The sequence below is a fragment of the Ferdinandcohnia sp. Marseille-Q9671 genome (assembly GCF_976954385.1).
In genome coordinates, this window is the sequence record NZ_CDRJTA010000003.1 from 249,001 (window position 1) to 261,555 (window position 12,555).

Annotated in this window: 10 protein-coding genes; all 10 read left to right on the top strand. The window is 33.5% G+C overall.

The window, feature by feature from the left end:
• Positions 1-96: 96 nt before the first annotated feature.
• The 10 genes from ACWNMY_RS13960 (at position 97) to ACWNMY_RS14005 (ending at position 12,528) form a co-directional block, all read left to right on the top strand.
• On the top strand, positions 97-2,904 hold the full coding sequence (locus tag ACWNMY_RS13960) for a TrlF family AAA-like ATPase (RefSeq protein ID WP_449538874.1): 2,808 nt from the start codon (positions 97-99) through the stop codon (positions 2,902-2,904).
• 38 nt (positions 2,905-2,942) lie between these two features.
• Complete coding sequence (locus ACWNMY_RS13965; RefSeq protein ID WP_449538875.1) at positions 2,943-3,401, top strand: hypothetical protein; 459 nt, start codon at positions 2,943-2,945, stop codon at positions 3,399-3,401.
• On the top strand, positions 3,398-4,099 hold the full coding sequence (locus ACWNMY_RS13970) for a hypothetical protein (RefSeq protein ID WP_449538876.1): 702 nt from the start codon (positions 3,398-3,400) through the stop codon (positions 4,097-4,099). Before ACWNMY_RS13965 ends, ACWNMY_RS13970 begins: the two co-directional genes overlap by 4 nt.
• Positions 4,100-4,410: 311 nt before the next feature.
• Positions 4,411-5,382, top strand: a complete 972-nt coding sequence (locus tag ACWNMY_RS13975) for a LacI family DNA-binding transcriptional regulator (RefSeq protein ID WP_449538877.1) — start codon at positions 4,411-4,413, stop codon at positions 5,380-5,382.
• Positions 5,383-5,702: 320 nt separating this feature from the next.
• Positions 5,703-6,659 (top strand): ABC transporter permease, encoded by a 957-nt coding sequence (locus ACWNMY_RS13980; RefSeq protein WP_449538878.1) that lies wholly within the window; start codon positions 5,703-5,705, stop codon positions 6,657-6,659.
• 18 nt (positions 6,660-6,677) lie between these two features.
• Positions 6,678-7,586 carry a carbohydrate ABC transporter permease gene (locus tag ACWNMY_RS13985; RefSeq protein ID WP_449538879.1) on the top strand — a complete coding sequence of 303 codons (909 nt, stop codon included), beginning with the start codon at positions 6,678-6,680 and terminating at the stop codon, positions 7,584-7,586.
• A gap of 119 nt (positions 7,587-7,705) precedes the next feature.
• A complete protein-coding gene (locus ACWNMY_RS13990; protein ID WP_449539131.1) occupies positions 7,706-9,319 on the top strand; it encodes an ABC transporter substrate-binding protein in 1,614 nt (537 codons plus the stop codon).
• A 106-nt stretch (positions 9,320-9,425) separates the two neighbouring features.
• Entirely contained in the window at positions 9,426-10,385 is a 960-nt protein-coding gene (locus tag ACWNMY_RS13995) for a PfkB family carbohydrate kinase (protein ID WP_449538880.1), read from the top strand.
• 29 nt (positions 10,386-10,414) lie between these two features.
• A complete protein-coding gene (locus ACWNMY_RS14000; RefSeq protein WP_449538881.1) occupies positions 10,415-11,911 on the top strand; it encodes a glycoside hydrolase family 32 protein in 1,497 nt (498 codons plus the stop codon).
• Positions 11,912-11,940: 29 nt separating this feature from the next.
• Complete coding sequence (locus ACWNMY_RS14005) at positions 11,941-12,528, top strand: YesL family protein (RefSeq protein WP_449538882.1); 588 nt, start codon at positions 11,941-11,943, stop codon at positions 12,526-12,528.
• Positions 12,529-12,555: the final 27 nt, after the last annotated feature.

Genomic DNA, 12,555 nt, shown 5'->3' on the forward strand with positions numbered 1-12,555 from the left:
AAAAAATTTTAATTACCAATAGGAGCAGAGTATTTGAATGCTTTAAGTAATGAAAATGATGTTGTAATGAATCAAAATAATTAGTAGAGGTGTATCATGCAGAGATTGTTAAATACAAAAGGATCTACATGGCGAAAATGGGATTTACACATACATTCCCCGGAGTCTGTACTACATAATGAATATTCAGGAAACTGGGACTATTTTATAGAAACCCTTGAGAATTTTACAGACATTAGTGTAATTGGTATAACCGACTACTTTTCTATAGCAGGTTATAAAAAGCTAACCCAAAAAAGAGATGAAGGTAGAATTCAAAATATCGATTTAATTATTCCAAATATTGAACTTAGATTAGATAAAACAACTCATAGAGGAAAACCGATTAACATCCATATTTTGTTTGACCCGGAATTAGATACAGAGGATATAGAAAATAATTTTCTAGGTGAATTAGAATTTATTTATCAGGATGTCCCTTATAAGTGTGTTAGAAGAGACTTAATAAATTTGGGAGAAATTTTTTTGAATGAGGAGTACTCTGAAGAAAAAGCTCTAAAATCCGGTATGAAACAATTCAAAGTCTCAATAGAAATGATAGATAAAATATTAAAAAAGCACAGAACCAAATTTCAAAATAGATATTTAGTAGTTGTTCCCAATAGTAATGTGGATGGAAATTCAGGACTTAGAGATGATTCATTCCTAGCAGTAAGAAGGCAAATATATCATTTTTCACATGCTATATTTAGTGGTAATCCTAGAGATCGAGAGTTCTTTCTTGGTATAGATGACCATGATAAAACTATTGAACAGTGTGGGAAATTAATGCCATGTATTCATGGGTCGGATGCACATTCATTTGAGAAAATAGGTATACCAGATAGTGACAGATATACTTGGATAAAAGCAGAGCCGACATTTGAAGGATTAAAACAAATTATACACGAACCAAAAAGTAGAGTAGTGGTACAGCCTAATAACCCTGACCAAAAGAATGATTATGATATTATTTCTTCAATTAAATTTAGAGCCGATGATTATATCTTTAGTAATAGAGAGATACAATTAAATCCAGGACTGAATACGATTATTGGAGGGAAGTCATCTGGTAAATCCCTACTATTATATAAAATAGCACAATCAATTTCTAAGAATGAAATTGAAGTTAGAGAAAAAGAAGAATTATGGAGAAACCCATATACAAATACTTTTATTGAAGATGCAGAGTTTGAAGTGATGTGGAGAAATGGGTCAACAACTAGTAACGACTCTGATGAGCAGATAGGAAAAGTTACATATATACCACAAATGTATATTAACGCTTTATCAGAAGACACTGCTAACGATGTTTTACAAGGTAAAATAAAATCTATATTGCTACAAATATCAGAAAATAATACTTTTATGGATGAAAAAAGAGATGATTTGAATCAGAATAAACGAAAAAGAGCAGAAGCTATTGCGAATTTATTCGATTATTTAAGTAATAGAAAAGAAGTATTATTGGAAATAGGCAATATAGGAGATGAAAGTTCAATTCAAATAGAAATAAATAAGTTAGAGGTTGTTCTCAAAGAAAAACTAGTATTATCTGAATTTAATGAGAAAGAAGAACGTGAAATAGAAGAAAAAGAAGAATTGAAAAATGTATTAAGGTCTGATTTAGAGTTAGTAAAATTCAATAGTAACAATACACAAAAGACATCAAAAAAGTTGAGTATGATTTATGATCAAGTTAATGAGAATATAAAGCAAATCGGTCCAAATGATGAAAACATATTAATTATTTTAGATAAGTTACGTCAAGACATTAGCGAAGCATTTGTTAAAGCACAGTCGAAACTCGAAAAAAGATTTGATCGTTTGGATGGTATAAAAGAGGAGGTACAGCAAAAATTAACTCAACTAAAAGAGGTACTACATCCTTTAATTCAGAAAGCGAAAAATAGGGAAGAAATTCAACAGTTAAAAAGTAATTTAGATACACAAAGATCATCTTTAACTCAAATTCTGAATAAAAAAGATGAATTACTAAATATAGATAAAAAAATAGAATTAATAATTAGTAATATAGTGGGATTAGAGGAAGAGTCTTTAAGGATAAATGAAAGTATATTAGAACACTTCAATAACTCAAACTATTTAAATGAGATTAAGGTTAACACAAAAATTATTTTTAATCATGAATCTTTTGAGGAGAATTTTCTTAGTAAGTTTGTAAGAAGAGGGAGAATGACTAATACATTCCCACAATGTGATGAATATAAGGTTTTCTCGGATGATGGTATGTTCATTTTTACTAAAAATAACTATATTAATAGTATTAGATTTTTATTTAAATCAATATTAGAAAATGATGAAGGGAAAATAAGAAAAGGGTTTTCTAAGGAACAAGTTATTTATGCATTATTTGAAGATTATATAGAGGTTATGTTTGACTTAATAAAAGATAATGATGCATTATCTGAGATGTCACCGGGAAAACGAGGGTTAGTTTTATTAGAATTATTCTTAAATATAAGTGATGAAACTCATCCAATACTTATTGATCAACCTGAAGATAATTTGGATAACAGAACGATAACCACTGATTTAGTAAACTTTATCCGTCAAAAAAGTATAAATCGACAAATAATAATAGTTACTCATAATGCAAATCTTGTGGTTTTAACAGATAGTGAAAATGTTATTGTAGCAAATCAAGATCCTCAATTATTTGAAAATGAACAATATAGGTTTGAATACATTAATGGTGCCATTGAATGTGACTTTAATAAAGAAGACAGTAATAAACTCATCGATAAAGGTATAAAATCTCATGTTTGTGAAATTTTAGAGGGAGGTGTGGATGCATTTTCGCAAAGAGAGAAAAAATATGGATTTAATAATTGGAAAAATTAATTTAGTTAATGTGAAAAAGTGTAGAAAAAGGTGGGAAAATGGAAGAAGATATAATTAATAATATTCATGACTTTATATCTGGATTTAGAGAAAAAGGATATTCAAGACTAGCTAGAGTTTTAAATGATAAACTTAATAGATATGTTTTAAAAAGAAATAATAATGAATGGGAAGATAAGGAACTATTAAAGAATGTAAAAGAACTTATGACTGATATTATGGAAACAATATATTTACATATTGATTCTGGAATTGACACTGCACAAACTCAATTAGAAATGTTAGATTCTAGTATTGAGGTATTTAAAGAATTAGGTATTTCAAGTGAGGATATTAAAGTTAAGAATATTTATAAGAATATTGAATCTATATTAATTGTTAGGAATCAATATATTGATTTTAAAGATTTAAAATCATCTTTAATAACGTTAATTAAAATCTTTAAAGAAAATAACTATCTAGTTGAAAGTAAAATATTAGATGGGGTATTAAAGTGAAAAAAGAGATTGGTACATTTTTTTCTAGTTTACCACCATGTCCATTGCCTTGGCGAGGTTCTTTAAAGGCAAGGACATCAGCTCCTGATGATAAAATATATGAAGTATATATTTATACGTTAATTGCTCGAGAGTTTATGGCTAATACAACTTGGAGTTGGAGAGTTTTATCAGGTAAGGGGATTGTGGTAAGGAGCTTCATATTCCGAGGAAAACCAGGGAAATTAAATGGAGATCCAGAATTTAGCTTTATTGAATTTAATAATAAAAAAAGTGGTAATTCGTATGAGTTACATTTAGGAATTGAAATTAGTGGAGTTTCTACTGTGAATCACGAGATTGATATTGGATTATTTGACACTAATAAGGCTTCCGATGTGAGAAACCATAAGGTCAAAGAAAATATTAATGGTAGAAGTGTGCCTCTCACAATAGAATGTAAATATTATAATATTAAAATAGGCAAAGACCTAGGCAGGCAAACTTTAGGGATGGCTATAGATACTGAGCGTTCTTTTCATTTAGGCAAATTTCTACAAAGAGAATGTGGAATGTTTGTTTCCAATAACGACGATGAATCTATTAATGATTTGTTATCAGCATATAATCTTATATATTTTGGGAAATTAATGCCGAAGAATATTGTGGCTGTTAATAGTTTTAAAGATTCTATAAAAAATTTAATTAATAACTTGTAATGCAAAGTTACCACTCATGCCACGTTGAGGCTGTAGCAAAATTGGTAATAATATAGAATTTAAAAAATACAAGGATAAAAGACCTTGAATTCATTAAGAGACTCTTTACGAATTCAAGGTCTTATATTTATTATAAATTGTTCTTATCACATGGATAATGCTAACTCTACGGGTAATTCGGAGCTGCATAATGACAGAACAAAATTTCCAAAAGTTAAAAAGATGCAATAAACCAATTATCATGATAATATAAGTATGAAAGCGGTTGACATAAATGAGTAACCGTTAAAAATATGGTAATGGTGATCTAAATGAAGGCAAAATTAGAAGATGTGGCTAAGTTGGCAGGTGTTTCACCAACTACGGTTTCAAGAGTTCTGAATAATAGAGGATATATTAGTGAAAAAACCAGGAAAAAGGTAGAAAATGCGATAAAGGAATTAAATTATTATCCCAATGATATTGCACGTTCTTTATTTAAACAAAGGACTAATTTTATAGGATTAATACTACCTACAATTAATAATCCTTTTTTTAGTGAATTAGCTTTATATATTGAAAATGAAAGTGCAAATCTTGGATACAAAATTATTCTGTGCAATAGTCTTGGGCAATTTGATAAGGAAAAATCTTACGCATCAATGTTAATTAGGCATCAAGTCGATGGAATGATAGTTTGTTCATATAACAGGGGAATAGAGGCTTATAAAAATCCTAAATTACCTATTGTTGCTATAGATCATTATTTATCTCCGGGAATTCCGGTAGTTGGATCTGACAACTATGAAGGCGGAAAGTTGGCAGTACAACATTTAATTAACCAAGGCTGTGAATCAATTATTCATATTAACGCACCAGCCGAATTAGAAACTCCAACTCAACAAAGAAGAAAAGCATATGAAGACTTGGTAAAAAATCCAATAACCTATGAAATAACAGATTTATTTAATGAAGAAGCTACTACAGTAACAATTAGAAGGATTTTTGAAGAGCATCCAGATACTGATGGTATTTTTGCAAGTGATGATTTAATGGCGGCAACTTGTTTGAAAGTAGCAAATGAGCTGAATATTAGCGTACCAGATCAATTAAAAGTTATTGGGTACGATGGATCTCAAACCGTAATGAGTCTGTTACCACAGCTGACTACAATCAGACAACCAATAAAAGAAATTGCTAAGACTTCAGTATTAAATTTAATTGATCAGATTAATGAAGTCCCAATGGAAGATAGTAAGGAGATTGTTTTACCAGTTCAGTTACTGAATAATGGTACAGCATAAATCTACTCGAATGTAACTGAGTAGATTTATTTTTAAAAATATAGGTCAAGCGGTTGACATATAAATTCAAACAAATTAATATAATTAATATAACAACCGGTTGACATGAAAATACAATACCAGTTGGGGATATTATGAAAGCGGTTAACAAAAAAAGTTCACTGTAGTCAATTTAAACAGTGAACAAAATTATCAACAATATGTCATCCGGTTGACATGAATTGGTTGTTAGGTTTTTTTATTGTTAATCACTTGAAAACATAATTGTTAAGTGGATTACAATACTTTTTTATAACTAGTTTTGAAAGTGAGGAAGGGATATGAAAGCGGAGGCGAATGAACTACCAATTGTCGCGCAATCTGTAAAAAAAGTAAAGAAGTCAAAACTAAGGCGAATTTTAAATAGTTACCAGCTTTATTTGTTTCTAATGCCTGCTCTCGTGTATTTTATTGTTTTTCATTACTATCCAATGTATGGTGTTTTGATCGCTTTTAAAGATTTTATTGCCACACAGGGTATAATGGGAAGCCCTTGGGTCGGTTTAAAACATTTCGAGCGGTTCTTTGACTCTTATCAATTTTGGACACTTATTAAAAATACATTCAGCTTAAGTATGTTGCAATTAATCATTGGATTTCCACTTCCAATTATTATTGCGTTAATGATGAACCAGATTAGAAGCAAAAAATATAAAAGTTTTGTTCAGACTGTTGTATATGCTCCGCATTTTATATCTGTAGTTGTATTAGCTGGTATGATTTATGTTTTCTTTTCAAATAATGGGTTAATTAATAGTTTGATAATGCTTTTCGGCGGGGAGTCAATCTCCTTCATGGCAAAGCCTGAATGGTTCAAGCCTTTATATATAGGATCAGGTGTATGGCAAGAAACAGGTTGGGCAGCGGTTATTTATCTGGCTGCACTTGCTGGTACTAGCCCAGAGTTACATGAGGCTGCTGTTATGGATGGAGCAAATAAGTGGCAGCGAATTCTACATGTAGATATTCCGGCGATTATGCCAATTGCTGTCATTCTATTAATCTTGCAAGTAGGAAATATTATGAATATCGGGTTTGAAAAAGCTTACCTTTTACAAACACCGCTTAACCAGCCGGCAGCTGAGATTATTCCAACATATGTTTATAAAATGGGGTTACAGCAAGCACAATATAGTTTTGCAGCAGCAGTTGGATTATTTAATTCGGTTATCAATTTAGTGTTACTTGTAGCTGTAAATAAATTCGCGAAAAAAATATCAGGTCAAGGTCTATGGTAGAAGGAGGTTTTTTAGACTATGAGTTTACTAACTTTAAAAAAAGATACAAGAAAATCAAAGGAAGATAAAGTTTTCGATCTAATAAACCTATTTCTAGTAGCTGTTATGGTTGTCTTAGTTGTCTATCCTCTTTACTTCATTGTCATTGCCTCAATCAGTGATCCAAATATGATCTATGAAGGAAAGGTCTGGTTTTTACCGCAAGGAATTACGTTTGAAGGATATGAACGGATTTTTTCCGACAGCCTGATTTGGACCGGTTATAAAAATTCAATAATATACACATTTGTTGGGACGCTTGTAAATGTTTGTTTTACCCTGATGGCCGCGTATGCCTTATCTAGAAAAGATTTGTATGGTAGAAACATTATCATGTTGTTGTTCTTATTTACGATGTTTTTCTCTGGTGGTTTAATACCTACATATTTAGTTGTTAAAGATCTCGGCTTGCTTAATACGATGTGGGCATTGATTCTTCCTAAGGCTGTAGCGGTTTGGAATTTGATAGTTGCAAGAACTTATTTTCAGATGTCCATCCCTGATGAGATGTTAGAAGCAGCAAAAATTGATGGATGTTCAGATGTAAAGTTCTTTTGGAAAATTGTTTTACCGCTTTCAAAACCAATTGTGGCAGTTATGGTTCTTTTTTACGCTGTAGGGCATTGGAATTCTTACTTTGATGCATTGATTTATTTAAATGATGAAGAATTATATCCTCTTCAATTAATTTTACGGAACATCTTGATACAAAATGAAGCCTCAACCCAAATGATTAGTGACCTTGAGTCTCTTGCGGCAAAACAAAGAGTCTCAGAATTAATTAAATATGGTGTTATTATCGTAGCTTCTTTACCATTATTAGTCCTTTATCCGTTCGTACAAAAACATTTTGTTAAAGGAGTTATGATTGGCAGTATTAAAGGGTAAGCCATTTGAACTCACATCAAGGAGGTGGTGGGTCGTTTCCTTACAAAATCAGTTTTTCTTAAATATCAGATACCATTTAAGGGGGAAAATCAATGATTAGATCAATGAAAAGAAATATGATGAAAAATAAGAAGAAAAAGTCAACTGTAGCGTTGGCTATCGGATTGAGTGCAGCACTTGCTTTAACTGGTTGTTCATCTAACAAGGATTCTGAAAAAACATCTGCCAAAGCAGTAGAATTCAACAAAACTGGATTACCAATCGTAGATAAAGAAGTTACATTAGAGTTTGTTTCTCCTAAAGCTGCATTAGCTCCTGACTATTCAGAGATGACAATTTTTGATCGCCTAGAAGAAGAAACAAATGTAAAAATTGATTGGACCAATATCCCTGCAGACGGTTACCAAGAAAAGAAAAACCTATTATTAGCAAGTGGCGACCTACCTGATGCGTTCTATGCTTCCGGTTTTACAGACCAAGATCTTATTCAACATGGTCAAAACGGAACAATCATTCCTTTAGAAGACCTAATTGACGAATATGCTCCAAATCTAAAGAAATTATTTGAGGAAAGACCAGAATTAAAACAAACAATTACAGCTCCAGATGGACATATTTATTCACTTCCACGTGCTGAAGAAATGGATTTAGTAGGTATGCCGAACATTATGTATATTAACCAAACATGGTTAGATAAACTGGGCCTTCAAATGCCTACAACTCTAGAAGAATATCACGATGTTTTAAAGGCTTTTAAAGAAAAGGACCCAAATGGTAACGGGAAACAAGACGAAATCGGTCTTACCTTCTGGTTCAATGGCTGGGCGGGTAATGAAGGAGATTTGATCGGATTATTCGGATTACCTGATTCTTCATTTGAAGCAGATCACCGTATTGTTCGTGACGGAAAAGTGATTTATGTTGCTACTCAACCTGAATATAAAGAAGCTATTGCCTACTATCATGAATGGGTGAAGGAAGGATTAATTGACCCTGAGGTTGTAACTCAAGATACAGCACAACTTTTTGCAAAAGGTAAAACTGAAAATCCAGTATTAGGTTCATTCATTTGGTGGGAAGATACTGAGGTTGTTGGAACAGACCGCGTAGAAGACTACTCTATTTTACCACCGCTTAAAGGTGTGGATGGAAAAATTCGAATTGGACGCTCTAATTATTCAGAGTATGGAAGAGATGCATTTGTTATCACTTCTGCAAATAAAAACCCAGAATTAACAATGCGATGGGTTGACCAGCTTTATGCACCAAAAATGTCTGCGCAAATCAACTGGGGACCAATTGGTGAAGTGTATGAAGAAGATGCAAACGGAATGCTAGTGAATAAAGAGTTACCAGAAGGCATAGCGATGGGAGAATACAGACAAAAAGTAGCGCCAGGTGGACCATTCGTTGTTCTAAAAGAGCATTTTGGAACTGTTGTAGATATGGAACCAAGAGCAAAAGAAAGATTACAAATTTTAGAAGAACACTACAGACCACATATGGCTAAAGAAAATTATCCACAAATATTCTTCAGTGTCGAAGAGCTTGAAACAATTAATCAAATTGAGCCTGAGATAAAAGAGTTTGTTAAGCAAAAAGAAGCCCAATGGTTAATTGAAGGTGGAATTGAAAAAGAGTGGGATGACTATGTTGCTCAGCTTGATGCTATGGGATTAAACGAACTAATGGAAATCTATCAAACAGGTTTAGACCGATTTAATAATAATTAATAATGTCTCGTTATGGCCAGATGTTTCAATATTCTGGCCTTTATTATGAATGAAAAGTTATAAATCAACATTTGAATTTTATAAAGTATTGAAAAAGGTGATTTCAATGTATGGAGTAACAGCATTAGGAGAGTTATTGATTGACTTTACACCTTCTGGTCAATCAGATAGAGGGAATGTTTTGTTTGAAACAAATCCTGGTGGAGCCCCAGCGAATGTTCTTGTGGCCTTGTCTAAGTTAGGTGTAAAAACTTCTTTTATTGGAAAGGTCGGGCAAGATCATTTCGGGATGTTTTTAAAAAATACGTTGGAAAATATGAATGTTGACACCAATAATCTTCTTTTATCAAACGAAGCAAACACGACACTTGCCTTCGTACATTTAGATTCAACGGGTGATCGCTCATTCAGTTTTTATCGTGAATCTGGTGCGGACATTTTGTTGAAGGAAGCAGAAGTCAGCGAACAGCAGATAAAAAATTCAACGATTTTTCATTTTGGTTCACTTTCATTAACTCATGAGCCTGCAGCTACCGCCACTTTTACAGCGTTAAAATATGCAAAGAAGCATGGCGTGTTAATTTCATATGATCCAAATTTACGCTTGCAACTTTGGGATTCAGTAGATCGCGCAAAAGAGATGATCATGAAGGGATTAGAATACGCAGATATCGTTAAGCTTTCTGAAGAAGAATTGCTATTTATCACTGGAACAGATGATGTGGAAAAAGGTACTGAGTTGTTACAACTGCAATATCAATCCCCACTTATTCTAGTAACGTTAGGGCCAAGGGGAAGCTTTTTTCGATCTACTACTAGTTTTGGTCGAGTAGGAGGATTTCCGGTAAATGTTGTTGATACAACAGGGGCAGGTGATGCTTTTGTTGGTGGAACTTTATTTAAAATCCTTGAAAAGAACACAAAACTTGATCAGTTAACAAAAGGTGATTTGGTGGAGGTACTTACCTTTGCAAATGCTACAGGGGCTCTTGCAACCACCAATAAAGGTGGAATACCAAGTATGCCCACTCTGGAGCAGATTGAAAAACTAGTATCAAATCAATAGTTTTATACAGAGAGAGGAGTACAACAAACATGAACAACGCAGAAACAAAGCTAACCTATTATACGGAAAAATATCGTCCACAATACCATTTTTCGCCGGAAGAAAACTGGATGAATGACCCGAATGGGATGGTCTATTATGAAGGGGAATATCATTTGTTTTATCAATATTATCCATATGGTACGACGTGGGGGCCGATGCATTGGGGGCACGCTATAAGTACAGATCTTGTACACTGGGAGCATTTGCCGATTGGGTTAACCCCTGATGAAAATGGAATGATCTTCTCAGGAAGTGCAATTGTTGACTGGGAGAATACATCTGGATTTTTTAATGGGGGAACAGGGTTGGTTGCTATTTTTACATCAGCAGATACATACCCTGATTCTGAACGACCAAGACAGCGACAAAGTATAGCTTATAGCCTTGATAAAGGGAGAACATGGATAAAATATGCGGGTAATCCTGTTCTATCAGATGAGAATATTACAGATTTCCGCGACCCTAAAGTATTTTGGCATCATGAAACAGCTAAGTGGGTAATGATTCTAGCAGCGGGACAAAGCGTTCGACTTTATACTTCCTCGGATCTAAAGACTTGGGATTTTGCGAGTGAATTTGGAGCGAAAGACGGTTCACATTTAGGCGTTTGGGAATGCCCTGATTTATTTGAATTGCCGGTTGACGGGAATGAGGAGAATAAAAAATGGGTGTTGTTAGTAAGTATTGGTGCTGAACCTCACATTCCAGAAGGCTCACGAACACAATATTTTATCGGTGATTTTGACGGAAAAACATTTACAAATATATACGCAGCTGATACGACTCTTTGGATTGACAAAGGAAGAGACAACTATGCCGGTGTTAGTTGGTCGGATATTCCGGTTCAAGATAACAGAAGAATTTATCTGGGCTGGATGAGTAACTGGAAATATGCGAATGTAACGCCAACAAGGGAATGGCGCAGTAGTATGACAATTCCGCGCGTACTATCTCTAAAAACGTTGGTTGAAGGCATTCGATTAGTGCAAACGCCAGTAGAGGAGTTATCGGACTTACGCTCATCATCTTTTTTGCTCTCTGATAGAATCGTTACACCTGGGGAAAATCTTTTAAAAGAGTTGAAGGGTGATACGTTTGAAATTATAGCCGAGTTTGAATTGTGTGGTGCAAGTGAATTCGGGTTTAAGGTACGTAAGGCAGCTCGTGAAGAAACGCTTATTGGGTATAATATAAATAATGAAACATTATTTATTGATCGTATAAATTCAGGTGACTGTGAATTCCATGATGACTTTTCGGGGAAACATGAAGGTCACTTGACACCAAATAAAAATAAAATAAAGCTGCATCTGTTTGTCGACTGGTCGTCCGTAGAAGTATTTGGGAATGATGGTGAATTAGTGATCACTGATTTAATATTTCCAAAAGAGGACGGTCAAGACATTGAGCTTTATGCAATTGGTGGGGAAGTGATCGTTCGCTCCCTTGAGTATTACGAATTAACATCAGCTTGGAAAAAGTAACAGACAACAGTGAGTAGGAGGAAGGTAGAATGACAGATAATAGATTACTAAATACACTAAATTCCATTGTGGATTATTTTCTACTAAATTTATTGTGGGTCATTGCCTCGATCCCTCTACTCACGATTTTTCCTGCGACGGCAGCAATGTTTGGTGTGATTAGAAAGAGACAGCTTCAGAAAGATTCAAAGGGTATTTTCTTAGATTTTCTCATGATGTTTAAAGAAAATTTTAAACAGAGTTCTATACTTTCTATCATTTGGGCGGTTGTGGCCTTGTTTTTATATATGGACTACATGTTGATTGATCCTCAGGGGTCAGTTGTAGAGTTAGTGCTTTATATCTTTCTTATTAGTGCGGTGATTTTGTTTAGTGCAATAACTATTCTTGTCTTTCCGGTGATGGTACATTTTACAGTAACTTGGAAGGGAGTCATAAGAAATTCATTTTTCTTTTCACTGATGAAGCCAATAGTTTCGATTGTCCTATTGGTGTCTTTAGTGGTGGGACTTGGGTCTACTTATTACTATCCTATTTCAATATTTATTGTTCCGAGTGTAATCGTGTCAATTGTCTATTCGTTTAGTCAAAAGCTGTTTGATTTGGTTCAGGAGTGAAGTAGGGGGTAGTTTTGACCCTGTTGT

Bases quoted from the DNA above. Each gene is read 5' to 3' on its own strand.
- ACWNMY_RS13960 (WP_449538874.1), top strand. From the start codon at position 97: ATGCAGAGATTGTTAAATACAAAAGGATCTACATGGCGAAAATGGGAT.
- ACWNMY_RS13965 (WP_449538875.1), top strand. From the start codon at position 2,943: ATGGAAGAAGATATAATTAATAATATTCATGACTTTATATCTGGATTT.
- ACWNMY_RS13975 (WP_449538877.1), top strand. From the start codon at position 4,411: ATGAAGGCAAAATTAGAAGATGTGGCTAAGTTGGCAGGTGTTTCACCA.
- ACWNMY_RS13980 (WP_449538878.1), top strand. From the start codon at position 5,703: ATGAAAGCGGAGGCGAATGAACTACCAATTGTCGCGCAATCTGTAAAA.
- ACWNMY_RS13985 (WP_449538879.1), top strand. From the start codon at position 6,678: ATGAGTTTACTAACTTTAAAAAAAGATACAAGAAAATCAAAGGAAGAT.
- ACWNMY_RS13990 (WP_449539131.1), top strand. From the start codon at position 7,706: ATGAAAAATAAGAAGAAAAAGTCAACTGTAGCGTTGGCTATCGGATTG.
- ACWNMY_RS13995 (WP_449538880.1), top strand. From the start codon at position 9,426: ATGTATGGAGTAACAGCATTAGGAGAGTTATTGATTGACTTTACACCT.
- ACWNMY_RS14000 (WP_449538881.1), top strand. From the start codon at position 10,415: ATGAACAACGCAGAAACAAAGCTAACCTATTATACGGAAAAATATCGT.
- ACWNMY_RS14005 (WP_449538882.1), top strand. From the start codon at position 11,941: ATGACAGATAATAGATTACTAAATACACTAAATTCCATTGTGGATTAT.